The organism is Chryseobacterium lineare (assembly GCF_977014045.1).
The window spans coordinates 2,520,676-2,546,893 of record NZ_CDRNIQ010000001.1; the positions used below are offsets into that span (position 1 = coordinate 2,520,676).

A 26,218-nucleotide genomic window follows, 5' to 3' on the forward strand; every position below is an offset into this window, starting at 1 on the left:
GTATGAAAAAACTCTCTTTAATTTCTCTTGGTATTTTGGCATCCCTGCACGTTGCAAATGCGCAGACTATTTCTTCAAAAAAATGGGCAGACCTGTTTTCTTATAACAATGTAACTGCCATGAAAGAAGATAACGGAAAAATAGTTGCAGCCGCAGAAAACGGGATTTTTTATTATACAATTTCATCAGGTGAAATTACCAAGCTGTCTAAAGCAAACGGCTTGCATGAGGTTAAAATTTCAGCTTTCGACTATAATCCACAGAATAAGATTGCCCTTATAGGTTATCAAAACGGTTCACTGGATGTCGTGACTCCGGATGGCGTGACATATGTTGTTGATATTCCTATTGCTACAGGATATAATGGCAGCAAAAGGATAAACCATATTTCGATAACAGGAGATCTGGCTGTAATTTCAGCCGGCTATGGAGTTTCAATTTTTGATTTAAAGAAAAAAGAATTCAAGGATTCAGCATTTTTCTTATCGGGAGGAGTTTATGAAGCTAGTAATGAAGCCACAATTTTCGGAAATAAAGTATATTCGGTAACCAATACAGGTTTAAAAAGCCATGAGATGAACAATACATTTCCGGTTTTCACAACATGGACGACCGAAGTGGCAGGATCTTTTAAACATATTGATTCGGAGGGAGTATTAAGCTTTTCATCAGCTAATACTGCTTATCTTTATAATAGCGGGGCATCTGCTCCTCTGTCGCAGACTTTTACTAATGTACGCGATGTTGTTGTGAATAATAACAATATTATCGTAACAGATCTAAACAGAGTTTATACATTCAATACCAACGGGAATTTCAATAATACAGTCAGTTTCGGAGAAGAATGTAATACGGCAACAACGATCGGAGGCAGTGTTTACGGCGGAACTGTTTTGTCAGGAATAAAAAACGAAAGCAGCAATTCTTTCAAACCGGATGGCCCATACTTCAATTATGCTTATAAACTGAGTCTTTATGGTGATAACCAGATTCTGGTGTCCACAGGAGGAAGAGAAGGAAGATTTAATACCGGAATTAGCAATCCTAAAAATCCCGGTTTCTATTACTTCAATGGGATGGAATGGATTTATCCTTCTTATTTCGTTGGAAACACAACAGGGTTTAATGTTATTGATGTTGTTTCAGATCCTGCAAGTCCGGATGATATTTTCTTCACAAATTATACGACTGCACCTGGTCGAGGCGTGTACAAGATGAAATATAATCCTGCAAATAAAGACTTTACATTTACTAAAAATTACAATTTAGGAACTGACAATGTTTCCGCAAGACGTGCCGTAGGTTTCGCTTTTGATGATGTAAACAATCTCTTTGTGACCATTGCATTTTCCAGCGACGGACCTGAAGTTGGTCAATATACAGCAATCGGAGCTTATGACAGAGCAACTGATAATTTTCTTGTAAAAAATACAACATCAAGCTTAGGAGCTGCACAAAAACCATTATTTTATGAAGGTTTATTATGGATCCCCATCCCAAGAACTAATTCTTTTATAGCTTATGATGCCAAAAAGACGGTAAATACTTCTGATGATGCGGCTTATATTTTAAATCAGTCCAATGGCTTTGCAACAAATTCAGGAGGAACGCTTTCCGTTGCTCTTGATAAATCCGGAGATGCATGGATCGGGGGAGATATGGGATTAAGGATATTACAGAATGCTGTTGCCGAAATAAAAACCCCTGAAAGCGCGAAAGTAGAACCTATCATTATTGAGCAAAATGGTTTGGGTGAAGAACTTTTCAGAGATTCACAAATATTACAGATAGAAGTAGATGGTGGAGATCACAAGTGGGTTTCCGTAGATGGAGGAGGAGTTTATTATCTATCTGCAGACGGCCAGCAAACAGTAAAACATTTTACCAAAGAAAACTCGCCACTTCCTACCAACAGTGTTACTGACATAAAAGTAGATAAAAAAACAGGGAAAGTATATTTCGCAACGTACGATGGTATTGTAACCTATCAGGGAGATGTTGCCGATGTCGGGTCAGGTTTCGGAAACGTGCTTGTTTATCCGAATCCTGTGGTGTATTCTAATTTTAAAGGAAAAGTAACCATTAAAGGATTAGCAGAAGTTACGAATATCAGAATCGCTGATGCAGCGGGTAATGTAGTACATTCTGCGGTGGCACGGGGCGGATATTATGAATGGGATCTTAATAATCAGAGAGGGACGAGAGTAGCTTCAGGAGTATATTTTGTTCTGATGACAAATGAAGATGGTTCTGATAAAGCGACAGCAAAGATCGCAGTAGTTAATTAATGAATTCACAGAACGGATTTTTATTATCATATATCAAATACGGTGAAAATGATGCGGTGTTGCATTGTTTTACAGAAGAAGAAGGCTTTCAGTCTTATTTTTTAAAAGGTCTTTACACCAAAAAGAATAAGAAAAAAGGTCTGCTTCTGCCGTTAAGCAAACTCAATTTTTCTTTACTTCCCTTAAAAGGAAACGGAATACAGACGATCTCTAAGTTTGAGATGGTAAAAAGCAACGATATTTATACCGATATACGATGTAATACTGTTGTATTTTTTATCTCAGATTTTTTAAATCAAAATTTAAAACACGAAAATAAAAATCAGCATATTTTCTTTTGTCTTGAAGAATTTATTGATGAACTGGAAAACCAGAACTATCAGTCACATCTTATTTTTTTAATTAAAGTTTTAAAAATCCAGGGAGTTGCACCTTTACTGAATGATGGAAAATTTCTCGATCCCGAAACAGGAACTTTTTCATTGGAGATCATGCACCAGATTTTTACGGAAGAAATTTCTGCAATATGGCAAGCTGCACTTTCGTCAAATAATCCTTACCAGATCAGAATTCCTTCAGCGTTCAGAAAAGATTTTCTGGACAGTATTCTGGTGTATTACCACTATCATGTTACGGATTTCAGAATTCCTGCCTCTCTTGAAGTTATACAGCAGATATTTGAATAGTTATCATTATTAAATGGTAAGATTGCTCACGATAACTATTGATCTTATGATTTCTTTTCTCCCGGCATTTCTGTTTCAGACTCTGCAATTTCTTTTTTTGAAAATCTTGGCATTAAGATTTTTGCAATCAGTCCCGTCCATCCCGTCTGATGTGATGCTCCTACTCCACGACCGCTGTCACCGTGGAAATATTCGTAGAACAAAATATAATCTTTAAAATCGGGATCAGTCTGAAATCTCGGATATTGTCCGTTAAAAGGTCGATTCCCGTTTTCATCCTTTAAAAATATCTTTGCCAGCCTTTTACTCAGGGCATCGGCAATCTGATCTAAGTTTAAATAATCTCCGCTTCCCGTAGGGTATTCCACCAAAAAATCGGGACTGTAGTAAAAGAAAAAACGCTGCAGACTTTCAATAATTAAGAAATTAACAGGAAACCAGATGGGTCCGCGCCAATTGCTGTTTCCTCCGAACAGACGACTGTCACTTTCGGCAGGAGTATATTTTACTGTATAATCTGTATTATTCAGATTGATATTGAACGGATTTTTTTCGTATTCTTTGGAAAGCGCTCGCACTCCGAATTCGCTGAGAAATTCATCAGGGTTGAGCATTCTGTGAAGCAGCCTTTTCAGACGATGACCCCGCAAAAGTGAAAGAAGGTGTTTGGATTCTTCACCTTTTACCTCCCAATGAGAAACCAAAGCGGCGAGTTCCGGTTTATTATCTAACACCCATTGCATTCTTTTCTTAAAATTCGGCAGCCTCTCGATCATTTCATCATCAATTACCTCGACGGCAAACATCGGAATAAGGCCGACAATCGTTCGCATTTTTAAATACATATGATTGCCATCACCAAGGGAAAGGGCATCATAAAAAAACTCATCCTGCTCATCCCAGAGACTGAAGCATTCGTCGCCCATATTGTCCAGCGATTTGGCAATTGCCAGGAAATGTTCGAAGAACTTCATGGCCATTTCTTCGTAAATCGTATTGTAAAGGGCCAACTCCAGAGCGATTCTCATCATATTAAGGGCAAACATAGCCATCCAGCTTGTCCCATCCGACTGCTCAAGATGCTCACCATTCGGAAGCTCCGTATTGCGGTCGAATACTCCGATATTATCAAGTCCTAAAAATCCGCCTTCAAAGATATTGTTGCCGTTGTTGTCTTTTTTATTGACCCACCAGGTGAAGTTCATGAGTAATTTCTGAAATGCGCTTTCCAGAAACTGTACATCCGGCTTGTCCTTCAGATATTCGTCAATTTTAAAAACCCTGAAAACTGCCCAGGCATGCACCGGTGGATTGACATCATTTAAGTTCCACTCGTAAGCAGGCAGCTGTCCGTTGGGATGCATATACCATTCAAAAAGAAATAATTTCAGCTGATTCTTTGCAAAATCAGAATCAATCAGTGAAAAGCTGATCGTGTGGAAAGCCAGATCCCATGTTGCATACCAGGGATATTCCCATTTATCAGGCATGGAGATAATATGTTCATTGTTGAGGTGCTTCCACTGGAAATTACGGATTTTCTCACGTGATTTTGGTGGCGGAGCTTCAGAGGGATCCCCTTTCAGCCATTTTTCTACGTTGTAATGATAAAACATCTTACTCCACAACATTCCGGCAAAAGCCTGCCGCTGAACCATTTTTTCATCTTCCGAGTCTATTCCTTTCTGAATTTCTTCATAAAATTCGTCAGCTTCCTGTTTTCTATCATTGAATATCTTATCAAAATCATTAAAAGGCTGCGTCAAATCTTTATCAGAAAGCCTGAATTCAAAGGTTTTTGTCTCTTTCGGATTGAAATTTTCATCAATCACAAATGCCGCTTTGGTTCCGAAGTGATTCGGATTGACAGATTGTGAATTTCCGTTGATTATAAAATCATTGATTCCGTCTTTGCTGTAACGGGTTTCATTGGCACACTGATAGAGCTTCTCATTATTCGTTTCGTTGTCGCAAAACAGAACTTTTTGAGAATGCTTTGCGTACAGATTTTTAATGTCTAAATCTTTGTGATGAATGGTGATGCACGCAGGATCTTCAGAACTCATCTGAGGAGTGTAAGAATCGTACCCCCAACGCCATGTATTTCTGAACCATAATGTAGGGAGGATGATCAACGGCGCTTCACTCTCTGATTTATTGATGATGGTCAGCCGTACTAAAATATCGTTCTTATCAGCCTTTGTATATTCAATAAATATATCGAAGTATTCGTTTGTGTCGAAAACTCCGGTGTCAATTAATTCGTATTCAGGCTCCTCCTTGCTTCTTATTGCATTTGTCTGGATGAGGTCTTCATACGGAAATGCATTCTGAGGATATTTGTAGAGCATTTTCATGTAAGAATGCGTAGGAGTAGAATCCAGGTAGTAGTAATATTCTTTCACATCTTCGCCATGATTTCCCTGTCCGTTGGTAAGACCAAAGAAGCGCTCTTTTACCATTTTATCTTTTTTGTTCCAGAATCCTACCGAGAACACCAGCTTCTGAAGATCATCGCATATTCCGCAGATACCTTCTTCTCCCCAGCGGTATGTTTTTGATTCTGCCCCGTCATGAGTGGTATAATTCCATGCATCACCATCGTCACTATAATCTTCGCGTACGAGTCCCCACTCACGGTTGCTGACGTAAGGTCCCCATTTTTTCCAGGTGAGATCGGAGAGTCTTTCTTTTTCTTTCATGCTGTTAATAATGATGATTGATAGTTGATAGTTGATGGTTGATGGTTGATGGTTGATTAGTCTAAATTACAAAGCTCTTTTGAGAAATTGTGTAGTTTTTAAAAATTTAAGATTAATGCAACGTCTTCATGTTACCTGTCATTCTGAATGTAACGAAGTGGAATGAAGAATCTCAACATACAATAGATTCTTCATTCGTCAGAATGACAAATAAAACAATTATTTTTTAATCACAAGCCTCTTTCTAGAAACTGCATAGTTTTAAAAAGTAAAGGGTTAATTGTAACGCCTTCATTACGTCTGTCATTCTGAATGTAACGAAGTGGGATGAAGAATCTCAAAATTCGACATAGACTTTTCCTCCGTCAGAGTGACAAATAAAACGATTATTTTTTTACATCTTTTAGATTGACCGTAACACGGATTCACCATTTACAATTCACTTTTCACAATTGACTATGACTTTCAAATGCCTGCCATTCCTGTTTCGGCTGAGATGCGCCCCGGATTGAACGGCCTGTCTGAGCTCTTTTTATTTTCGGCGGCGGCTTCGCCGCCGAAAATAAAAAAGCGAGTAGTGAAAGCCGGAAATGTGCGCCCAAATTATCCTCCTGAAGCAAAACTTTCGAAGGTCGTCATTCCACCATCTACGAATATGCTTGCTCCCGAGATATAGTCGGAAAAATCACTGGCCAGGAAAACGGCGAGGTTTCCGATATCTTCCGGTTTGCCGATTCTGTTGTAAGGGATAAGGGTCATCAGGGAATGTAAAGCCTGAGGCGTGTCCCAGGCATCTTTATTGATCGGGGTTTTGATGGCTCCCGGACAAATGGAATTTACCCGAATTTTGTCGGGTCCGTATTCCTGAGCGAGGGTCTGCATCAGCATCCTGATCGCTCCTTTACTTGCTGCGTAATTGGCATGCCCCGCCCATGGAATAACTTCATGAACCGAGCTGATATGAATGATTTTTCCGCAGGCCACGGATCTTGAGGGATCAACGCCACGTCGAAGAAATTCTTTGATGGCTTCCCGTGCGCAGAGGAACTGACCCGTGAGATTGATGTCGATAACGGTATTCCACTGTTCTAACGTCATTTCCGTAATTTTCGCATCTTTCTGAACACCGGCATTATTAATCAGAATATCAACGGTTCCGAATTGTGAAATGGTATCCTTAAACATATTGATCACCTGATCTTCTTTCGATACATCGCACTGGTAAGTAATACCTTGTCCACCTGCGTCCGTAATTTGTTTTAAAACGGATTTTGCTTCATCAGTTGAATGTTCGGATGAATGATTAACGACTACGGTAGCACCGGCTGCGGCCAATGATTTTGCGATTCCGGAACCTATTCCACTTGAAGCTCCGGTGACAATGGCCACCTGATTATTGAGAGAAATTTCCATGTTTTATTATTTGATGTTACTCAGATACAGCTGAAAGGATCACGCCAAACATGAAAATTTTCACTTAAAAAATTCTTAAAGTTGCAGAGAGTGGCTTTTGGCAGATGGCTGCTGGCGAATAACTTTTGGCTTAATGCATCCGATCAAAGCCGTTTTACTTATGGTTAAATATTTTCGGCTAAAGCCGGATCATTAGAGATCATAGAGTAAATGGGCTAAAGCCCATTTCTATTGATACTGTCCTCATTTTACATCGAGCTTACGTTACTTTACATGAATGAGGGCTTACTTTACCTGGATAATGGCGTTTTTGCAGGGATAATGGCTTACTTTACTCGGATAAAACCTTACTTCACTAGGATGATGGCGATTTTGCATGGATAAAACCTTACTTCACCTGGATAATGGCTTACTTTACCCGGATAAAACCTTACTTCACATGGATGATAGCGATTTTGCATGGATAAAAGCTTACGTTACATGGATGATGGTCTACTTCACTAGAATAAAACCTTACTTCACCCGGATGATGGCGATTTTGCATGAATAAATGTTCTTTATTATAATTTTTTGAACATCAGATATTGCGGTCCGCTTCTGCCGATCCGTTCTTTTCCGTCATATTGATAGCCGACTTTGAGGTAGAGCTGATAGGCGGAAATATTATTCTGGTTAACCGCCAGAACGATCTCATCACAATCTTTGAAGTTTTCCCGAATGAATTCATCAACCTGAATCATCGCTGCTTTCCCTATTCCTTTTCCCTGAAGTTTGGGATTTACAGAAAACGATCGAAGTAACATCGAATTGTGATTGTCTGTATACTCCAGTTTATCATTTCCAAAATCCAGCACAAAAAAACCTACAGGATCTTCATCTTCAAAAATAGTGATCGGAAAGGCAAGAGTATCACTTCGCCCTTCTATTCTTTGCAGAGCCTGCTTTGCGGTTGCGGTGTATTGAGACTGCTGTTCGTCCAAAGTATAACTTACTCCGGGTAAATCTTTCTGTTCAAAAAACTTTAATTTTACCATATTTTAATGATGATAGATGTCTTCATACATAACTCCGGCGCGGATCTCAACCGGCAGCCTGTTTTCTTCGGGAACCACCGGGCAATTGTAATCGTAAGCATTATACGCACAATAGGGCTGGTAAGATTTATTGAAATCCAAAATAATCGTGTTTCCTTTTGGAATCTTTAAATCCATATACTTTCCGCCGCCATAGGTTTCTTTTCCGTTCGTCATATCACGGAAAGGCAGAAACAGATAATCTCTGTACTTTTTTTGTTTGATTAAATCTAAACTCTGATAGAGGGTTAGAGTGTAAGATTGTCCGTCAAGTTCAAAGGTTGCCTTTCCATATTCTCTGTAAGATTTTGTTTTCCCGGAAGAGGTTGGAAGATCAAAAGGCTCCGCATTTTCTGTTCTGGTAAATTTCGCAGTTATCCTGTATTTTAAGTCAATCGGAAAGAAGGGATGCTCTTGGAAATTTTTGAAATTATCTCCGCGCAAAGGTGTTTCCTTGGGGTTGAGATATTCTGCATTCAGTTCCTGCCGGAATTTTTTTATCTCAGATTCTTCTCTGGAAATCTTTTGTGAGAAGGCCAGCATCGGCAAAAGAAAGAGTATGAGTAAATAGTTTTTCATTATAAATATTGTTTGACCATTAAAAAATTGCCTGCAACAAAAAGATCACAAAGCAATAAACATCAACCTTTCTTTGAACACAAAGTCCACAAGGTTTTCTATCTGCTTACTGCTTCAAGTTTCACAAAGCCGTTACACTTATAAGAGAGCGCAGAGATCTTCTACAATATCGTCAGGCTGAAGTTATAGGATCTTCTCAATCTTAACCTTAATCTTAACCTCTATATATAAGATTCCGAAATCTTTACCCGGTAAATATCAGAAGAGTTTCTTTTGATGGATTCTACAAAAAATCCGCCTTCTTCGGGAATTACTTCTTTCAGATCAAAGCTTTTGCAGTCCTTCGGTAATCCCGAAAACACCAAAGTAAACCAGAAGTCACGCATAAAAGGCACCGGTGTCCAGTTAGGATAAATGGTAATGTTTTCCGCATGAATCAGCCTGCTTTTATGATCCGACTGGTTATCGAAAAGATACGTGGAATGCCATATCCTGATGAGGTTTCCCAGAAACGGTGAAGCCGGAAAACAACAATGCACAATAACCTGCTGTTCTTCCTGCACTTTTGCCTGAAGGGATTCCAATAATTTTTTGACGATAACAGGTTTTGTAATGGTTTCTGACATATTCTTGTGGTGAATAGTGAATTAGTGAATGGTCAATTTTAAATTCACAATTGCCCATTGATCATTCACTTTTTAGTATTCAAGCTCTAATTTTTCTTTGGTATAATTTCTCATCTTTTCGGTAAGTTCCGGGTTTCCTGCCAGCTTATGTCCGTAAGACGGAATCATCTCAGCCAGCTTATCCTTCCATTCTCCGTGCAGTTTTTCAGGAAAGCATTTTTCGAGAACAGTCAACATCGCATACACTGCTGTTGATGCTCCCGGCGAAGCACCCAATAAGGAGGCAATGGTTCCTTTTTTGTTGACAACGACCTCCGTTCCAAATTCCAGCTTTCCGCCATTTTTTTCATCTTTTTTAATGATCTGAACTCTTTGTCCGGCTACTTTAAGTTCCCAGTCTTCTTCTTTGGCATCTTTGATAAATTCTCTCAAATGCTGAATTCTCTGAGCTTTGGTCATCGCCACCTGCTGAATAAGATATTTGGTTAAAGGAATATTATGCCACCATGCTCCGAAAAGAGATCTTATATTTTTTGTATTGACACTTTCCGGCAGGTCCAGATAGCTTCCCTCTTTAAGAAATTTCGTTGAAAACCCCGCAAAAGGCCCGAATAATAAAGCTTTTTGTCCATCAATAATCCTCAGATCCAAATGAGGCACAGACATTGGCGGAGCATCAACGGTTGCCTGGGTATATACTTTTGCGTGATGTTTTTCCACCAGCTCCTGATTGTAGCTCACCAGCCATTCTCCCGAAACGGGAAATCCTCCGTAGCCTTCACTTTCTTTAATATCCGAACTGTCCAGCAACGGCAGCGCATATCCTCCGGCTCCTATGAATACAAAATCGGCTTCTACTTCCTGCTTATGGTTGTGTATCCTGTCCTTCACCTTCATTTCCCAGGTACCGTCTTCTTTAGGATTAATATCTTTCACTTCATGATAAAGGAAAACTTCTACATTGGAATCTTCCAGTAAATGCCTTCCCATTTTTCTGGTAAGGGTTCCGAAATTAACATCCGTTCCCAGATCCATTTTGGTTGCTGCCATCACCTCAGAACCATTTCTTTTACTCATGATAAGAGGTATCCATTCTTTCAGCTTTTCATGATCTGTGGAGAATTTCATCCCTTTAAACAAAACTGATTCCGACATTTTCTGATGGCGTTTTTTAAGATATTCGGCATCTTTTTCACCAAATACCAGGCTCATGTGCGGACACGAATTGATGAAATCTTTTGGATTCTGAACATAACCTTTCGTGATTAGATATGACCAAAACTGTTTTGAAATTTCGAACTGTTCTGCTATACTTTCTGCTTTTGAAATATCGATGGTACCGTCCGGCTTTTCAGGAGTATAATTAAGCTCACAAAAGGCTGAGTGACCTGTTCCTGCATTATTCCAGGCTGCGGTGCTTTCTTTGGCAAACCTTCCCAGCCTTTCGAAGATGGCGATCTCCAAATCGGGATCAAATTCATGTAATAATGTAGCTAACGTGGCACTCATAATTCCGCCACCTATGAGAACAACGTCGTATTTGGGTTTCGGCGTTCTGCTTGTAAGCGATTGTGACATAATTTAAATTTTATTATATCAAAGTTCGGGAAAAGTTCTTAAAATAAAGGGCTGTTTATGGATATTTAACATCATTTTTGAGGTTGAGGCTAAGGTTGAGGTTAAGATTAATGATGAGGCAAAATTGCGTTTCCTGATGCTAAAAAACAAGCATGATATTATTACAGTAATTTGACATTCTCTGTAACGGTATCATGCTGAGCTTTATGTAAGTAAGGATTAATTTAATTTTGTTGTCAGCTTCTTGAACTGTTTTTCAGCATTTTTTTCTTCGTAAAGTATTCCGTAAATGGTATCAACGATCGGAAGCTTTAACCCTTTGTCTTTGGAAGTTTTATAAATAGAATCTGCCGCGTAATATCCTTCTGCAATCATATTCATCGACTGGATTGCTGATTTTACAGTATATCCTTTTCCGATAAGGTTTCCTAGATTTCTGTTTCTTGAGAATAATGAATAAGCTGTTACGAGTAAATCTCCCAGATAAGCGCTTTCGTTAACATCTCTTGGCGCTTCATAGATGGCTTCCAGGAAGGTTTCCATTTCACGGATGGCATTAGATACAAAAACCGCCGTGAAGTTGTCTCCATAGCCTAAACCGCTTGCAATACCCGCACCTATCGCAAAAATATTTTTAAGAATGGCACTGTACTCATTTCCTAAAATATCTTTACTGGAATGAACTTTAATGAAATCAGAATTAAAAATATCCAACAGCTTTGCCGAAACTTCATCTTCCACCGTTGCCACCGTAAGGTAAGAAAGTCTTTCCATAGCAACCTCTTCAGCGTGACACGGACCTGCTATAACAGCCTGATTGCGGAAACCAATTTTAAATTCATCCCTCAGATAATGTGCAACGACATCATTCACCTTCGGAATAATCCCTTTAATGGCAGAGACAAAAATCTTATCTTTGTAATCACAAGTCATTTTATCCAGTGTATCGGAAAGATAGATCGAAGGCGTTGCCAAAACGATGATATCACAGGCCGTAACAAGTTCGTTGATATCGGTGGTAAGCTTTAGGTTTTTAAGGTTAAAATTGACAGCTGTAAGATAAGTTGGGTTATGCCCTCTTTGTTCAATAGCACCTTTTACATATTCGTTTCTTACGCACCATTGTACCACTCTACAGTTCTCAACCAGCATTTTTACAATAGCTGTCGCAAAACTTCCGCTTCCTACCACCCCTACGGCAACATCATTTTTGCTTTTTTTAGGATTTGTTTCTGTATTCGTTTTCTTTTTAGCCATAATAGAAATGTGAACTGCAAATATATTAAAACAAAGATTGATGATACCTTTTCAGCACATGATAAAAGCCATTTTATTTTAAAATTAATACATCGGTACAATTAAATATTTAATTCTGCGTTTATTATAGGAATATTTATTTTTTTGCTAAAAATAAGTCTTAAAATGTATTTTTAATTAAATTTGCAGGCTTAAAACCGTTTTGTAATTATACTAAGAGAAGAAAAATGAAAAAATTTCTAAGCAGCAAAAAAAACGTAAATGTGCTTTTAGGAGTTCTTTTACTGATAATTTTTGCGCAGGGTATCTTCATTGCAAAGTTGTATGCTCAAAAAGACGACAAGAACTATGAAGTAAACCTTGTAAAAATAAACACTGAAAAAGATAGTGTGGATTACTTGAAAATGAAGACAGATCTTACATTAGTAGATCAGACCGTAGCTCAGCTCAATTCTTTCCTAAAATCCAAAGATGTTCCGAACACGAAACTGGCTGTTCTTAGCAAGGACAGTATTTCAAATTCAGTTTACCTTGCCAAGCAAGCCAACCGATACAGCCAATATCTGATGGACATTCAGAAAAAGCTTCTCCAGGTTCCTTTAGGGATGCCAACGGAGGGATATATTTCATCTAATTTTGGCGTAAGAAAAAATCCTATTCCCTTTAAAACCGTTTTCGCGTCTGTAAAAACTACAGCAGCCAAACCTTCAGCAGTAGCAGCTGCTCCGGAAGTAAAAGCTGAACCTGTAGAGAAGATCATTGAAGTAACTGACAGCTATGGCGAAAAAAGACAGGTGAAAGTAATGGTTACCCCAAAAGTTAATCCTACACCTGCTTCACAAAGCGCTTCAACTGTTGCAACGAATACAAAACCGACAGAAAAAAACAACGCACCAGCAGAAGCTGATCAAATGCAGTTTCATAAAGGATTGGATATTGCCGTTCCATTTGGATCTGATGTTGTGGCTACTGCTGCAGGAACGGTGATTTTCTCCGGTCAGAAAGGCGGTTACGGAAACTGCGTCATTGTTTCTCACGGAAACGGACTGGCAACACTTTACGGACATTTATCGCAGCTTGTCGCTAAAGTAAATGATAAAGTAAAAGTAGGACAGGTGATTGCAAAATCGGGAAACTCAGGACGTTCTACAGGGCCTCACCTTCATTATGAAGTGCATAAAAATAACAGCCCGGTCAATCCGAAGCTATTCATGAATCTTTAATTTGTGATTAATTATATTGATAGGAATTCCAGCGGCACCTTTGGTGCCGCTGGAATTTTTTAATCTTTAACATTAATAAGCAGCAGTAAAACGTTCTCTGATATGATTATTCTGTTCAAGTTCGTCTGCAAGAACTACCGCAACATCTTCAACTGAAAGTACACTTCTTCCGTTTTCATCAAATACAGGGTTTTCCAAAGCTGTTCTGTATTTTCCGGTTCTCACTCCCGCAGTTCCCTGATGCATTTCGATGGCGGGGCTGAAGAAAGTCCAGTCGAGTGTATTGTTTTCTTTGATTTTATTCAAATAATCTCTTGCCGCGGTGGCTCCCGGTTTGATATCTGCAGGAAAATCCGACCCGTCTACCAATTGTTTCCCGTCAATATAAAGACTTCCTGCTCCACCTACTGTAATAAATCTTTTTACCCCTGATTTTTCAACGGCTTTTTCGATATTGACAGAACCATTCAGAAAATCATCATATAAATTAGGATTTGTCCATCCTGCATTGAAGGTATTGATGACAGCATCATTACCTTTCAGGGCTTCTGCAAGCTCATCTACATTGTTTACATCAACACTTTTTGCTTTTACCTTTTCGTTCTGCTGAACCTTTGAAGCATCTCTTGCGATAGCTTCAACTTCGTATCCTCTGTTTGATAATTCATTTACCACATGAGTACCTACAAATCCTGTAGCGCCAATTACTGCCACTTTTTTCATACTATTTTATTTTTAAATTAAATTGTAACAACTATTATTACATTAATGATCAAATTTTTTTATTTAAAATTACCTGTAAACTCCCGCAATGTTTTATTGCCTAAAAAACGGATCACCAGTTGGTCCGTCTCGGAAAATAATGTCTCTAAATGTTCATTAATTTCTTTTCCGACTGTGCAAGCAGGATTGGGATTATTGTTTTTCTTTCCCAGCACTTCAGTATTTTTCACTGCCGAATAAATTTCGGAAATTTTAATATCATTTGCATTTTTCGCTAACTGACTACCCCCTACTTTCCCCTGACGGCTGATAATCAGTCCGGCTTCTTTCAGTACACTCAATTCTTTGCGAACCATCACAGGATTAATATTAATACTTCCCGCCATCCATTCTGAGGTGAGCCATTCCTGCGGACTTTCCGCCAATAAAGTCATGATATGTATTGCCGTGGCAAATCTTGTATTATTCATTGTAATTACTGTACAAAAATAGAAAAACTTTTCTAATGTAACAAGATTTATTACAATTAAATTATTCTGTTTCTATTTTTACGATTTTTCGCCCTGCTTCACCTAAATAATAATTAATTAATGGCTCATAGATTTTATAACCATCATCAATATTGGTAAAAATCACCAAACCCTGTTTTGTTTTCGGTAACATTACAGCCAGTGTATTTACCCCTTTATCAGAACCACCGTGTGAAAGGGCAATTTCTCCATTTCCAAGGTCATATATTTCAAACTCTAATCCGAAATATTTATTTTTTTTGGTATCGACCTGTCTGGTTTCCATTTCTTTAAATACTGTTTTTGAAAGCAAGTCGTTATTCATCACTGCAATTAAAAACTTCCCATAATCTTCTACAGAAGTCGTAAGATCATCTGCCGCACTAGGCTGGGAGTTCTTCACAATATCATAAGGGTTTCCATTTCTATCATAGCCGATAACGATTCTTTCTGCATCTTTCTTTTCATTCCAGATGTAACTTGTATCATGCATGCCTAAGGGTTCAAAAACCAATTCTTTCACTAACATTTCCAAGCTTTTATGAAATTTATTCTCAACAGCTTTACGCAGGTATTCATAACCTTCACCTGAATATTGGTATTTTGATCCGGGATCAAACTCAAAGCTTAACTTCTGATCTGCTTTTTGCCATCTCCAATTTGGAAAACCTGTCTGATGACTCAAAATTATTCTGGTCGTTAATTTCTTATGCCTCGGGTCTTTTGCAATATCAGGATCAATCCAATATTTATCAAGTGATTCATCAAGATTCCATTTTCCTAAGCTTATCAAACGTAAAACTGTTAGTGCAGTTACCGGTTTGGTCAGTGATGCAACGTTAAAAAGACTGTTGTATGGCGCAGCCGTTTTCCCTTCTAAAGTTCCATAAACTTTTATTTGAGTTAATTTTCCATTTTCAATGATTCCTAATCCTAAAGTCGGAATGTTGTTATCTTTCAGCAACTGTTTGACAGGGTCTGCAATTTTCGCATGATTGGGTTCTCCATGATCATAGCTCAGAACATCGCTTATCACCCAGTTTCCATCTTTCTTTGTCCAGACAGTCGTAAACTTTGCCCTTCCTCCTAATACGTCTTGTTTATTCGGCTCACGGATATAAAACTGATGTTCCCCGGTTTGTATGGCGCCATACAGATTCCCATTGTCGTACAGCGGAAAAACTTCAAGACTTTCTGGAACAACTTTGCGAATCGGCTTTTTAAGAGGATTGGAACATATATTTTCTTTCGTTCTTTCTAAAAATAATTTTTTATTCTGGAAACCTCCTTTATCATGATAAAATTTCAGATTGTCGTCCATCGACTTTTCCAAATATGCCATATCACAATTGTTGAAACCTCTTTCAAAAAAAATGCTGTCCTGCCTTTTTAATTCTAAAAACAGTTCGGATTTTTTATCGATCTGAGCATGTATATTTCCAAAGAAAAATAAGAGTACCGGAAAGTACGGAAAGAATCTTTTTGCCATTGTTTAATTTTTCGACAAAGATTCGAAATTATAAATTTTTAATCGAAAAAAACAGGCCGACAAAAACCCGACAATGATGTGACACATTTATAAAAAGTTGAAATTCAGCTTATAGTAAAGACTATTCTTCTTATCGATTTCGTAAGCATTTCTCAAGATAATGTAAATATTCACGAGAACTAACAAAACCATGGTCACCATCACAGACGGAGATCCGAGTTTTAAAAGCACAACGATCATAAAGATTACAGGAGAAACAATTGCTAAAAATATCTGAAGAGAAATAATCTGTTTCGTGATCCGAGATTTCTCTTTCATAAAGATCATGATTAATAAGGGCGGAATGAAATTGGCAACAGGAAACCATGCCAGCGGAAGTGAAGAAAGATTGATGATTTTAATTAAAGCGAAGTTTAAAGATTTATCTTCGGTCTTCACTTCAGGAACTTCTTCAACTTTAATTTCCTGCTCCACAATAATCTCAGGAATACATAAATCTTTCTCAGGGACACCCAGACTTTTCGCAAGTGTTTTCAGGGTATATCCTTTCGGTTGCATTCCGGCTTCGATCCGCTGAATCGTTCTCACGGAAAGACCCGATTTTTGCGCTAGCTCTTCCTGGGTCAGATTCTTTATTTCTCTTATTTTTTTTAATTCCGACATGTAAAATGGTAAACGAAACAAATGTACACTTTAAACATTATAAAATCAATTTATCCAAATCCAGCAACAGATAATTGATATTTTGATTGATCGTCCGTGTTGCCGATTGCATCTGATTGAGCATAGCAGCACGGTTATGAAGATCGTCTGACCTATAATAACCGCCGTCACTGAAAATCACAGACTGATCTGCCTTTATCTTGTTATTATCAAACTGAAAATGAAGCCACCTTTTTTTAATACTTTCAATAATAGGGGTCTCATCTCTATTAGAAAATTTCTTCTCTGTATACATATACCATACAAAAGGCGGGAAGTTCGAGGATTCAAGCTTTTGATTCCAAACGTCTCTTAAAAGATTTCTTTGATGAATAAATTCCACTTTTTTTCCTTTCGGATTTAAAGTTGCCAGACCAAAACCTGCTCCCAAAGCACCTCCTCCGATATCTATGGCATTGCTCCATCCGTTATCCTTTACAATTCCGCCGGCGATAGAAGCTGCCGCACCTGCTATGATAGAATAGAGAACCAGTTTGTTGTTCCGGGAATCATTGAGATTATCTACATACGCTCCGATCTGAGCCACTCTCTCGCCTTCACAGTCGAATTCTGCGGCAACTGCATCCAGCTCTGTAAGTGCAATGGTTATTTTACTGTTGATCTTGCTTTTAAGCTGCAATATCTTTACCTGAGACTCAAGTGAATTATCTTTCTTAAGTTCCATGATATCATGTATCTCGTCCAGGTTGTCGAGTGCATTAAGGATCAAAATGCTCTGGTCGGAAAAATTGTTTTTCAGTTCTTCATTGGCTGCCAGGATAGAATCTGAATTGTATGATGGTAACTTATTGGAATAATTATACTTAAAAGGAGCCTTGCAATAACTGTCTTTCAGGGTCAGAATATTCTGTCTGATAGCCTGGTTTTTCTTTGAAACACAAGACATAAGGATGCTTACAGAAGCAAAAAGATAAAGAAGCTTTTTCATTTTGTGCGGTGCGAATGTTTGGTTCGTAGTTTTAGGTAAGACTGTCACTAAAATACACAAATAAAAAAAATTTACCTGCGAGACAGGTAAATTTTAAGCTAATTTTAATCAGTGGCTATTTAATATCCAGCAATTCCACTTCGAAAATAAGGGTACTGTTTGGCCCGATCTCTTTGCTGATCTGCTGATCTCCATATGCTAAATGCGGTGGGATGATCAATCTCCATTTACTTCCCACAGGCATAAGCTGAAGAGCTTCTGTCCATCCTTTAATCACTTTATTCAGCGGAAAAGAAGCTGGAGTTCCTCTTTTTACGGAGCTGTCGAAAACTTTTCCGGAAATCGTTGTTCCGTGATAGTGACATTTTACAGTAGATCTCGGACCCGGTTTTTCGCCTTCGCCTTCTTTGATGATCTCATACTGTAAACCGCTTGGCAGCTCAACAACACTTTCTCTTTTTCCGTATTCTGTCATATATTCCTGACCGTCTTTCAGGTTTTTCTCTGCCTGCTCTTTTTTGCGTTTAAATAACATATCTGCTACTCCCATATTGATATTTTTTACAAAGATAGGATTTTAAGGCTGGAAGACGGAAGTCTGATGCAGGAAGTTTTTTTGGATAAATATCTCTTATAGTAGGTTCCAGATCTCTTTTCAGAAAGTTCAGATATGTTTAATACTCTGTTAACAGCATTTCCGAAACTTGGCGTTATAATTGGATTTAAAAACTAAATGCCAAGTCCACTAAAATATAATAAGAAATTTGATAAGCTGACAGACGAGGAAAGAGAGCTCCTCGAGATCAATAAAAAGAGCATTGCTGATTTTGTTGAGCAGTCACCTTCCGTGAGTGATGTAGAGTATGCAACCCGAAATGCTCACGCCAAAACTTACGCCATTACCAAGGGCGAATTCTTCATTGATCAAAATATTCCTGAAAAACTTCAACCTTTTTTTGAAAAGGGAAAATATGATCTCATAATTCGTTTTTCTAATGCTCATTTAAAAGTAAATAAAGGTAAAAAGGACATTCCTGCCTACGGATTTGCCGTAAAGATCAAGGATGAAAATGGAGATCTGCTCGCCAATTATCCTTTGGTCAACTTTCCTTTATTTCCCATCAATTCTGTAAGTATTTTTTTAAAATTGTTTACATCCGTCAATCGGTTTTTTGTAAAAAAATGGAGTTCTTTTTCTTTGATGATGCAGATTATTAAAGTGATTCCTTCGACATTTACTGTTTCTTTTATAAAAAATGTATTTAAATTATGGACGAAGCGCAATGATTTTTTCCTTTCTTTTGATTATCATTCTGTAGGAGCCTACCGCTTGGGAGAATATATGATGAAAATCAAACTCAAGCCAACATCTGTCGATAAGAATTTCGGGAAAAGATTAAAAACAAAGGACGCGCTGGAAGCTTATTTCAAGACAGATGATTTTGCAGCAGATGTTATGATTCAGCTTTGCTATAACCTGGAAGATCAACCCATCAATAAACTCAATGTAGAATGGAAACATTCACCCTACATAAAAATCGGAGAAATAAGAATTAAAAGAAATAATCTCCTGGATCCGGAAGCCTGCGAAAATGAACTGCTTTCCTTCAATCCTTTTGAAAGTAAAATATTTTTCCAGCCTGTCGGTAAGCTTCAGAAACTGAGAGATGAGGCTTATAAAGTTTCGAGGCTGACAAGGCTTAAAATGAATAAACTTTTGAAATATAACAGGTGAAAAAATTGAGTTTTAATAGGATGCGGAATTGTAAACATTGCTGAATATGTTTTGGTAAGACTACAATTTTAGCCCTGATTGCAGCATTTGTTTGAGCTCATTTTTTTGATTTCGGGCGGCGCGGCTTCGCCGCGCCGCCCGAAATCAAAAAAATAGCGAGTGCGGAAAGCAGGAAAGAGCTCCAAATAAAAACAGATGAGATCCAAGTAAAAAAAGATTATAAAAAAGGAATTCCCGGCATAAAAACCGCTCTGTGAAGATCTTAGCGAGAGATTTGTAAGGAAAATCTATAACAACAGTACTTAGAAAGAACAGGAACTAAGTTCAGGATTCAAAAACGAGCCTTTTAGGTTCAACAACCAGCCTAAAAGGTTCGTTTTTCAGGCAAAAAGGGTGAAATTCCACCCAAAAAGGCTGGTTTTTCATCCTAAAAGGTTCATCGATGAGCCTAGAAGGGTGGAAAATCAGCCTTTTTGGGTGGTTCTTGAGTGTAAAAGGCTGGATGCTGAGTGCAAATGCCTTTTTACTTTATAAATTTTATTCTTCCAGCTCTTTCTCATCTTCCTTTTTATCAGGGAAGATGATGGATAAGATGACGGAGATCACCAAAACGCCTCCCACAATTCCCAAGGAAACCGGAGACGGAATGTGAATCCATGGCGCAATCAGCATTTTCACCCCGATGAACGACAGAATAACTGCCAGTCCGTAGGGTAATTTGCTGAACATATGGATGAAATTTGCCAACAGGAAATATAAAGATCTTAATCCTAAAATCGCAAAAATATTTGAAGTATAGAGGATAAACGGATCATTAGAGATTGCAAAGATGGCGGGAATGGAATCTACCGCAAAGAGTACATCGGTAAATTCGATAACTGCTACTACGACCAATAACGGAGTAGCCATTTTTATCCCGTTCTGAACGGTGAAGAATTTATCACCTACATAATTATCAGAAACTTTCCAGAATCTTTTGATTAATCTTGCGCCGGCTGTATTGCTGTAATCTTCTTCATCATCGTCATCTCCGTCGCCCCACGATTTGATTCCTGCATACACGAGAAATACCCCGAAAAGAGTCATCACAATATTGATTTTTACAGGTTCCCCGAAAATATTCATTTCAGGAAGATAGGTAAGGTTGATCAATCCTACTCCTGCAAAAATGAAGATTGCCCTGAAGATAAGGGCACCGATAATTCCCCAGAACAATACTTTGTGATGAAGATATTTCGGAACCTTAAAGAACCCGAAGACGAGGATAAATACAAATAAATTATCCACCGAGAGTGCCTTCTCGATCCAGTATGCCGCTTGGTACTGCGTGAATTTTTCTACTGCCAGATCATGGCTTCCGGGTCCCAGGTCTGAATTATACACCCAATATACGACCCCGGAAAAAACCATAGACAGCGAGATCCAAACGATTGTCCAGATGGTGGCTTCTTTGGAAGAAACTTCATGACTTTTTTTGTTGAAAACTCCTAAATCCAGGAGCAACATGATAACTACCGTTACGGCAAATCCCCAAACCAGGCCCGGATGAAGATCTAAAATGCTAGTATTTTGTCCCACTTTTATATGTGCTTATGATATGATAAAAGCAATAGCTGTATGAAAACAGATATTGCCATTAATGTTTTATATTTTCAGATTTAAATTCAATACGTTTTGGCTAAAGCCAGATCGGAATCTGTTTTTTATCAAGCGGGCTAAAGCCCGCCCCTATTGAATATTTAAATACTACAAATATTGTTGTTTTACGGTTTCGATTGTTTCCTGCAATTTTCTGTCTTTTGTAGGATCTCCGATTGCATTGAACTTCCACTCACCGTTTCTTTTATAGAAAACGCCCATCACCATGGCTACATGACCTTTGAAAGACGCATCGTTGGCAATGTCATATTTAGCGAAAACTTCTCTCACATTCGTTGGAGTTCCTTCATAAATTCTGATCGAAGCAAAAGGAATGGTTCCGAAGTCCTGACCTTTATAGCTGTTCAGTACAAGGGCCACATGTTCTACATTAGAATCCAGATTGCTGAAGTCTACAGTGATCACCTCGTTATCGAGTCCGTCATTTCCGTTAACGTCTCCTGTAAGATCATCACCGCTGTGCCTTATGGCACCGTTTTTTGATTTTAAGTTTCCGAAATAAATGACTTCAGTCGCATTTTTGTTGGAGTCGTATAAAATGCAGCTTCCGTCAAGATCGACTGCTTCTCTGGTAATGCCACCGAAAAATCCTTTTTTCTCAATTGCCCCCCAGTTTATTCCGACACACGCTTGGGTAAGTGTTGTTCCGTTTTCCTTCGTAAGGTTGATTCGTTGACCTTTTTGTAAGTTAATAGCCATCTTTTTATGTTTAGTTTTGTTTATATTTTGTGATTTACTTTAATTATTCAAATTTAAATTCAGCATGGCACGGAGGATATTTGTTTCTTCATTGATGTCAAATATTCTGCTCATGATATCTGTATTTTCGAGGTTTTTAATATAATCTTTCAGTACGCCAGCGACCTGATCCGGCAATATCCTTTTTCTCTCGTTCATCTCATTTTCAAGTGCTTCGTTTTTATTTTTCAGCTGATTGATGATAATGCCTTTATTTGATTCGTTAGGCGAGGTATTTAGTTTTTCGATTTTTTTAGGATCGGTTAAATACATTTTTTTGCCTTCCACATCAAAGATAAAATAATCATCCGTCTGAAAAATTTTAAAAAGCTCATATTCATTTCCCGAAACGGCATAGCCGCAGATAAAACGAACTTTAAAGTTCTGAATGTTGAGCCTTCCCAGCAATTTTCTTTCAATCTGATAAGCCTGATACGGATAAGCCGGAAAAGCTCCGGGTTTCAGTAATTCTTCATCCACCTCTGACCTGTAGAATTCTGCTGCATATTTCTTATTAAAATACAGAACATCGTCCCAGTTGATCCTGAACTTATTTTCCGTGAGATCCTGATACAGATTCTTCAGATGTTTAGAAAAAATACCGCTGTACATTTTACGATCTGTCTCGAAACCATCTAACTGCTTTTCTTCAAAACCCGAAATATATTTGTTATTGACCTCAATTTCGTTAATAACCGCCAGCATCTCATTCTCTTTTTGTTTTTTAATTTTGGTTAAAAGTTCAATAAGACTGTCGGTGTACTGAAGGTGAAAAAGTTCAAGTTTACTGTAATCAAATCCTTTATTTTCCTGAAAAAGATTATGAATAATATCGGTCTTAATGTAGATCGAAATAATATCAACATTTTCAAAAAAATTTGCAAGAAGCTTAAGTTTCGTTATTCTTCTTTTGCTTTGTGACATTATGTTTACAGCATCATCATTCACCTTTATACTAATATTATCCTCTTACGTTTGCTTTTAATTCATGTTCTAAAGTCATCAAATCCTGATCCAGTTTTCTTCTTCCTTCCGCGCCCTGCTTCTGGATTTGTTTTACTTCGTTTAATGTATTGATCAGTTTCGATGTCGTTTCTCTCAATGTTTCAATGGAAACCACCGTCTGTTCATTGGCTCTTGCCACATTGATTGAATTCTGGCCAAGACGTTCGGCATTTTTCCTCAGAATCTCTTCTGTGGTGGAAGAAACCTTCTGCTGGATCTCGATATTCTGCTGCTGTCTGTACATGGCAACAGCTAATGAAAGCTGGTTTTTCCAAAGCGGAAGTGTCGTGGTAAGAATGGTCTGGGCCTTTTCGGCAATCGAAACATTGTTATTCTGAACGAGTCTGATCTGTGGAAGCGACTGCATCATTATTAAGCGAACCACTTTAAGATCTGCTAATCTTCTGTCTAATCTTGCAATAAAATCCCTTTTATCAGCAATCTCATAATCCTGATAATTTTGTGGCGCAGCTTCCATTGCAGCGAGTTCCGTTCCTGCTTTTTCCATTCTCAGGTTTCCGGCGATTACCAGTTCCTCGATTTGTTTGATGGCAGTGATATTGCTTTCAAAAATCGTCTGCAAAACCGCATTATCTTTTGTAGAGGTAATGATTCCTGCGTTTACTTTGTATGAAATCTGATCGATATTGTTGATGATCTTGTCATATTTAGCAAATAAATTCTCAATCTGCGTCATGACGCTTTTCATGAAAGGCAATTTGCTTAAAAAGCTTTTGAATTTATTCTGATTCAGCTCTTCTACGTCAACATAATTAAGCTCCACCAATAGATTATTGATCAGCTCGCCGACTTCTCCTGAGTTGGATCTTCTTACATTTCCAAGGAAACTGTCACTCTGGTTCGACAATGTTCTTTGCAGATCTGCACCAAAGTTCACAATAGATCCCGGATTGGTTTCATCAATAGAATTGGCAAGCGTTTCGTATTTCTGGCGTTCTTCGGACTGCAGCTGAGTGAGATTTACATTTCCCTCTCTGTCAACAAGCGGCGCGGGAGGCGTACCAGGTACTGCCGTATTGGGTGGCGGCGCCATTGGTGTAGGCTCAAACGTTTTTAACGGTTCGATTGATCCAAGCGGATCTATAGGTTGATTTTCCTGATTGTCCATGATAAATTATTGATAAATTGATACAAATTTTTCAAGACCTTCTCTCTGTCCCGAACCTACGGCCTCAAATTTCCATTCTCCGTTTCTGTTGTAGATTCTTCCGAATTCCACAGCGGTTTCGATAGAGAAATCTTCGTCAAGCTCATATTTTAAAATCTCTTCATTGGTATCTGTGTTGAAAATTCTGATGAAAGAATTTCTTACCTGTCCGAAGTTCTGTCTTCTTGCATCAGCCTCGTGGATGGTTATTACAACAGTGATCTCTTTTACGGCAGGATCTATTTTAGTTAAATCTATTTTAATCTGCTCATCATCACCTGCTCCGTCACCAGTCAAATTATCACCTGAGTGAATCACTGCTTTATCAGGAGACTCAAGGTTGTTGTAAAAAATAAAGTGATTATCTGAAATCAGCTTTTTATTTTCTCCCAATAAAAACAGAGAAGCATCAAGGTCAAAAGCCGTTCCTGTTGAGGTATTATTGGTATCCCATCCTAAACCTACGGTAAATTTTGGTGCGTTTATATTTTCTCTCTGTCCTTTCTGTAAGTTAATAGCCATAATATAGTTCGGTTTGTGTTAATGTGTTTATATTGTTTTCGTATTCTTTTATTAAATGATAATTATTACTGATCGCCAGCTCGAGCAGGTGATCCATCTGTTCCTTTTTTACTTTAGACGTAAGATACTCAAAATTACCTGAATCCAGACCTAAAATATATTTTACAATCCTGGTATTAAACTGAAAACTTGGCTTATCCATTACCTCTGCGACATGTTCAACATTTTTTACCGCGTAGTAATTAAAATAATTTTCAATTTTCGGGTCAAGGTCAAAGTTCATCAGTTCTGCATAATACATGAATAGAAAATCTGCTTCCACGTTATATTCATTCAAAATTTTATTCACGGTAAACTCATGACTTCCGGTAATTTTAATATCATCTATAAAAATACAAAGTTTTCCGTGAAGAAAATCTTTATCCAGATAATAAGTATCGTTAGCAATCAGATTTTTACGGTCTTCAAAACTTAAATTTCCATAATCTGTCGTATAAGTATGATTTCTGTTAATTTTTGAAAGGATACTCGATCTTTGTCCTTTCTGAAACAAATAAAAATCCAGATGCTTTTTAAAGTAAAAACAAAGAAAATTGGAGGCGGTAGGAATCGCCATATAAGGACTGGGCAGCACGACGATATCTTTATCTGTATTCAGAACATCTTCGTGTGCAGAAATGAATCCTTCAAAAAGTTCTTTGGCAAATTTCTCAGCATATGACTTATCGCCATACTTGAAATAGCTGTATTCTGCGGGTGAAAAAGTAAACTCATGCGCCGAATGAATGTGGTGTAAGCTGTACCTTTTGTTCATAATTATATTTTGTGTGTGAGTAAATGTGCGTTGAAACCAAAATCTTTTGCACCCTTATAATCCGCAATGGGATTATCTCCGATGTGCAAGATCTGTTTTAAATCCAAATCCTGATTTTTAAGTAAATTTTTCACTTCCTGAAATATCCTCGGATCTGGTTTGGAGCAGTTGATTTCATCGGAATAAATATGAAAATCAATGTAGCGGTCGAGATCTTCACTGATCAGAAATTTCCTCATCGTTTTTCCTTTGATGAAGCCCGTATTGCTGAGAATATTTATCGTTTTCCCCCGATTTTTAATTTCATCAAAAAGCTGATGCAGATTTTCGAAAATCACCACAGGCTTATATTCGAGAAATAAGTCTTCACTTTTTTGATAAAATTCATTTAACTGATGCTTATTGATCTGTTTTAAATCGACTTCCAGGGAATTTAGGATTAATAAATAAATCTCAAAAGTATCTACATTCCCGCCGATTACCTCATTGATGGAATTACAAAGATCGTCGTAATATTTTACGACTTTCGCAACCTGTTCTATCGGTTTTTTCACCTCAAAAAATGAGGAAAACAGCTCAACTCTTTTTGCTTTAAATTCAGGATGAGATTTTATTAAAGTAAGCCACAGATCGAAAGAAAAATGTGAATGACTGTGGATGTCTATATCTGTTTTCAAAATGGTTTAGTTAAAGTTTTTATTTAGCTTGTTTCTTGAAAAAGATTTTTAAAATGGTTATTGTTTGCTCTTATCATTCGTGTAAAAAATATCAATTACACCC

The 26,218-nt window shown here is 37.9% G+C and carries 24 protein-coding genes; 4 read left to right on the top strand and 20 right to left on the bottom strand.

Annotation, left to right across the window (positions count from 1 at the left end; all coding sequences use genetic code 11):
• Positions 1-2: 2 nt before the first annotated feature.
• Entirely contained in the window at positions 3-2,288 is a 2,286-nt protein-coding gene (porZ, locus tag ACWNCI_RS11085) for a type IX secretion system anionic LPS delivery protein PorZ (protein ID WP_449388350.1), read from the top strand.
• On the top strand, positions 2,288-2,974 hold the full coding sequence (recO, locus tag ACWNCI_RS11090; RefSeq protein WP_449388351.1) for a DNA repair protein RecO: 687 nt from the start codon (positions 2,288-2,290) through the stop codon (positions 2,972-2,974). Before porZ ends, recO begins: the two co-directional genes overlap by 1 nt.
• Positions 2,975-3,018: 44 nt before the next feature.
• On the opposite strand, the gene ACWNCI_RS11095 is transcribed toward recO, so the two are convergent.
• The 7 genes from ACWNCI_RS11095 to ACWNCI_RS11125 all read right to left on the bottom strand — a co-directional run bounded on the left by ACWNCI_RS11095 (position 3,019) and on the right by ACWNCI_RS11125 (position 12,202).
• The gene (locus tag ACWNCI_RS11095) at positions 3,019-5,676 is read right to left on the bottom strand and encodes an MGH1-like glycoside hydrolase domain-containing protein (protein WP_449388352.1); all 2,658 of its coding nucleotides are present in this window, start codon (positions 5,674-5,676) and stop codon (positions 3,019-3,021) included.
• 603 nt (positions 5,677-6,279) lie between these two features.
• Positions 6,280-7,089 carry a glucose 1-dehydrogenase gene (locus ACWNCI_RS11100; RefSeq protein WP_449388353.1) on the bottom strand — a complete coding sequence of 270 codons (810 nt, stop codon included), beginning with the start codon at positions 7,087-7,089 and terminating at the stop codon, positions 6,280-6,282.
• A 560-nt stretch (positions 7,090-7,649) separates the two neighbouring features.
• Positions 7,650-8,123: a GNAT family N-acetyltransferase gene (locus ACWNCI_RS11105; RefSeq protein ID WP_449388354.1), complete on the bottom strand. Its 474-nt coding sequence runs from the start codon at positions 8,121-8,123 to the stop codon at positions 7,650-7,652.
• 3 nt (positions 8,124-8,126) lie between these two features.
• Positions 8,127-8,741 carry a DUF1684 domain-containing protein gene (locus ACWNCI_RS11110; protein ID WP_449388355.1) on the bottom strand — a complete coding sequence of 205 codons (615 nt, stop codon included), beginning with the start codon at positions 8,739-8,741 and terminating at the stop codon, positions 8,127-8,129.
• A 221-nt stretch (positions 8,742-8,962) separates the two neighbouring features.
• Positions 8,963-9,367, bottom strand: a complete 405-nt coding sequence (locus ACWNCI_RS11115) for a hypothetical protein (RefSeq protein WP_449388356.1) — start codon at positions 9,365-9,367, stop codon at positions 8,963-8,965.
• A gap of 72 nt (positions 9,368-9,439) precedes the next feature.
• Positions 9,440-10,945, bottom strand: a complete 1,506-nt coding sequence (gene mqo / locus ACWNCI_RS11120) for a malate dehydrogenase (quinone) (RefSeq protein ID WP_449388357.1) — start codon at positions 10,943-10,945, stop codon at positions 9,440-9,442.
• A gap of 219 nt (positions 10,946-11,164) precedes the next feature.
• Positions 11,165-12,202: an NAD(P)H-dependent glycerol-3-phosphate dehydrogenase gene (locus ACWNCI_RS11125; protein WP_449388358.1), complete on the bottom strand. Its 1,038-nt coding sequence runs from the start codon at positions 12,200-12,202 to the stop codon at positions 11,165-11,167.
• A gap of 227 nt (positions 12,203-12,429) precedes the next feature.
• On the opposite strand from ACWNCI_RS11125, the gene ACWNCI_RS11130 reads away from it, so the two are divergent.
• Positions 12,430-13,425, top strand: a complete 996-nt coding sequence (locus tag ACWNCI_RS11130; RefSeq protein ID WP_449388359.1) for a M23 family metallopeptidase — start codon at positions 12,430-12,432, stop codon at positions 13,423-13,425.
• Between the two features lie 72 nt (positions 13,426-13,497).
• Here the strand turns inward: ACWNCI_RS11130 and ACWNCI_RS11135 are convergent, their stop codons facing one another.
• The 6 genes from ACWNCI_RS11135 to ACWNCI_RS11160 form a co-directional block, all read right to left on the bottom strand.
• A complete protein-coding gene (locus ACWNCI_RS11135; protein WP_449388360.1) occupies positions 13,498-14,148 on the bottom strand; it encodes an NAD(P)-dependent oxidoreductase in 651 nt (216 codons plus the stop codon).
• 59 nt (positions 14,149-14,207) lie between these two features.
• Positions 14,208-14,618, bottom strand: a complete 411-nt coding sequence (locus tag ACWNCI_RS11140; protein ID WP_449388361.1) for an Rrf2 family transcriptional regulator — start codon at positions 14,616-14,618, stop codon at positions 14,208-14,210.
• Positions 14,619-14,679: 61 nt separating this feature from the next.
• Complete coding sequence (locus ACWNCI_RS11145; RefSeq protein ID WP_449388362.1) at positions 14,680-16,146, bottom strand: serine hydrolase; 1,467 nt, start codon at positions 16,144-16,146, stop codon at positions 14,680-14,682.
• A gap of 87 nt (positions 16,147-16,233) precedes the next feature.
• Entirely contained in the window at positions 16,234-16,809 is a 576-nt protein-coding gene (locus ACWNCI_RS11150; protein ID WP_449388363.1) for a helix-turn-helix domain-containing protein, read from the bottom strand.
• Between the two features lie 37 nt (positions 16,810-16,846).
• Positions 16,847-17,797: a hypothetical protein gene (locus tag ACWNCI_RS11155; RefSeq protein WP_346984235.1), complete on the bottom strand. Its 951-nt coding sequence runs from the start codon at positions 17,795-17,797 to the stop codon at positions 16,847-16,849.
• Positions 17,798-17,912: 115 nt separating this feature from the next.
• On the bottom strand, positions 17,913-18,347 hold the full coding sequence (locus ACWNCI_RS11160; protein WP_449388364.1) for an FKBP-type peptidyl-prolyl cis-trans isomerase: 435 nt from the start codon (positions 18,345-18,347) through the stop codon (positions 17,913-17,915).
• Positions 18,348-18,530: 183 nt separating this feature from the next.
• Between ACWNCI_RS11160 and ACWNCI_RS11165 the strand changes: the two genes are divergently transcribed.
• The gene (locus ACWNCI_RS11165; protein WP_449388365.1) at positions 18,531-19,532 is read left to right on the top strand and encodes a catalase; all 1,002 of its coding nucleotides are present in this window, start codon (positions 18,531-18,533) and stop codon (positions 19,530-19,532) included.
• A 537-nt stretch (positions 19,533-20,069) separates the two neighbouring features.
• Here ACWNCI_RS11165 and ACWNCI_RS11170 read toward each other — a convergent pair.
• The 7 genes from ACWNCI_RS11170 to ACWNCI_RS11200 all read right to left on the bottom strand — a co-directional run bounded on the left by ACWNCI_RS11170 (position 20,070) and on the right by ACWNCI_RS11200 (position 26,115).
• A complete protein-coding gene (locus ACWNCI_RS11170; RefSeq protein ID WP_449388366.1) occupies positions 20,070-21,110 on the bottom strand; it encodes a TerC/Alx family metal homeostasis membrane protein in 1,041 nt (346 codons plus the stop codon).
• Between the two features lie 168 nt (positions 21,111-21,278).
• Positions 21,279-21,890: a TerD family protein gene (locus ACWNCI_RS11175; RefSeq protein WP_449388367.1), complete on the bottom strand. Its 612-nt coding sequence runs from the start codon at positions 21,888-21,890 to the stop codon at positions 21,279-21,281.
• 39 nt (positions 21,891-21,929) lie between these two features.
• Positions 21,930-22,853 carry a hypothetical protein gene (locus tag ACWNCI_RS11180; protein ID WP_449388368.1) on the bottom strand — a complete coding sequence of 308 codons (924 nt, stop codon included), beginning with the start codon at positions 22,851-22,853 and terminating at the stop codon, positions 21,930-21,932.
• Between the two features lie 37 nt (positions 22,854-22,890).
• Positions 22,891-24,063, bottom strand: a complete 1,173-nt coding sequence (locus tag ACWNCI_RS11185; protein WP_449388369.1) for a toxic anion resistance protein — start codon at positions 24,061-24,063, stop codon at positions 22,891-22,893.
• A 6-nt stretch (positions 24,064-24,069) separates the two neighbouring features.
• On the bottom strand, positions 24,070-24,624 hold the full coding sequence (locus ACWNCI_RS11190; RefSeq protein WP_449388370.1) for a TerD family protein: 555 nt from the start codon (positions 24,622-24,624) through the stop codon (positions 24,070-24,072).
• Positions 24,614-25,438, bottom strand: a complete 825-nt coding sequence (locus tag ACWNCI_RS11195; RefSeq protein WP_449388371.1) for a phosphoribosyltransferase family protein — start codon at positions 25,436-25,438, stop codon at positions 24,614-24,616. The genes ACWNCI_RS11190 and ACWNCI_RS11195 overlap by 11 nt, the downstream gene beginning before the upstream one ends.
• 2 nt (positions 25,439-25,440) lie before the next feature.
• Positions 25,441-26,115, bottom strand: a complete 675-nt coding sequence (locus tag ACWNCI_RS11200) for an HAD family hydrolase (RefSeq protein WP_449388372.1) — start codon at positions 26,113-26,115, stop codon at positions 25,441-25,443.
• Positions 26,116-26,218: the final 103 nt, after the last annotated feature.

Excerpts from the sequence above, each read along its gene's own strand:
- recO (WP_449388351.1), top strand. The coding sequence starts at position 2,288 with ATGAATTCACAGAACGGATTTTTATTATCATATATCAAATACGGTGAA.
- ACWNCI_RS11105 (WP_449388354.1), bottom strand. The coding sequence starts at position 8,123 with ATGGTAAAATTAAAGTTTTTTGAACAGAAAGATTTACCCGGAGTAAGT.
- ACWNCI_RS11110 (WP_449388355.1), bottom strand. The coding sequence starts at position 8,741 with ATGAAAAACTATTTACTCATACTCTTTCTTTTGCCGATGCTGGCCTTC.
- ACWNCI_RS11185 (WP_449388369.1), bottom strand. The coding sequence starts at position 24,063 with ATGGACAATCAGGAAAATCAACCTATAGATCCGCTTGGATCAATCGAA.
- ACWNCI_RS11130 (WP_449388359.1), top strand. The coding sequence starts at position 12,430 with ATGAAAAAATTTCTAAGCAGCAAAAAAAACGTAAATGTGCTTTTAGGA.
- ACWNCI_RS11175 (WP_449388367.1), bottom strand. The coding sequence starts at position 21,890 with ATGGCTATTAACTTACAAAAAGGTCAACGAATCAACCTTACGAAGGAA.
- ACWNCI_RS11160 (WP_449388364.1), bottom strand. The coding sequence starts at position 18,347 with ATGGGAGTAGCAGATATGTTATTTAAACGCAAAAAAGAGCAGGCAGAG.
- ACWNCI_RS11095 (WP_449388352.1), bottom strand. The coding sequence starts at position 5,676 with ATGAAAGAAAAAGAAAGACTCTCCGATCTCACCTGGAAAAAATGGGGA.
- ACWNCI_RS11150 (WP_449388363.1), bottom strand. The coding sequence starts at position 16,809 with ATGTCGGAATTAAAAAAAATAAGAGAAATAAAGAATCTGACCCAGGAA.
- ACWNCI_RS11195 (WP_449388371.1), bottom strand. The coding sequence starts at position 25,438 with ATGAACAAAAGGTACAGCTTACACCACATTCATTCGGCGCATGAGTTT.
- ACWNCI_RS11135 (WP_449388360.1), bottom strand. The coding sequence starts at position 14,148 with ATGAAAAAAGTGGCAGTAATTGGCGCTACAGGATTTGTAGGTACTCAT.
- ACWNCI_RS11140 (WP_449388361.1), bottom strand. The coding sequence starts at position 14,618 with ATGAATAATACAAGATTTGCCACGGCAATACATATCATGACTTTATTG.
- ACWNCI_RS11115 (WP_449388356.1), bottom strand. The coding sequence starts at position 9,367 with ATGTCAGAAACCATTACAAAACCTGTTATCGTCAAAAAATTATTGGAA.
- ACWNCI_RS11165 (WP_449388365.1), top strand. The coding sequence starts at position 18,531 with ATGCCAAGTCCACTAAAATATAATAAGAAATTTGATAAGCTGACAGAC.
- ACWNCI_RS11100 (WP_449388353.1), bottom strand. The coding sequence starts at position 7,089 with ATGGAAATTTCTCTCAATAATCAGGTGGCCATTGTCACCGGAGCTTCA.
- ACWNCI_RS11190 (WP_449388370.1), bottom strand. The coding sequence starts at position 24,624 with ATGGCTATTAACTTACAGAAAGGACAGAGAGAAAATATAAACGCACCA.
- ACWNCI_RS11155 (WP_346984235.1), bottom strand. The coding sequence starts at position 17,797 with ATGAAAAAGCTTCTTTATCTTTTTGCTTCTGTAAGCATCCTTATGTCT.
- ACWNCI_RS11125 (WP_449388358.1), bottom strand. The coding sequence starts at position 12,202 with ATGGCTAAAAAGAAAACGAATACAGAAACAAATCCTAAAAAAAGCAAA.
- ACWNCI_RS11145 (WP_449388362.1), bottom strand. The coding sequence starts at position 16,146 with ATGGCAAAAAGATTCTTTCCGTACTTTCCGGTACTCTTATTTTTCTTT.
- porZ (WP_449388350.1), top strand. The coding sequence starts at position 3 with ATGAAAAAACTCTCTTTAATTTCTCTTGGTATTTTGGCATCCCTGCAC.
- ACWNCI_RS11180 (WP_449388368.1), bottom strand. The coding sequence starts at position 22,853 with ATGTCACAAAGCAAAAGAAGAATAACGAAACTTAAGCTTCTTGCAAAT.
- mqo (WP_449388357.1), bottom strand. The coding sequence starts at position 10,945 with ATGTCACAATCGCTTACAAGCAGAACGCCGAAACCCAAATACGACGTT.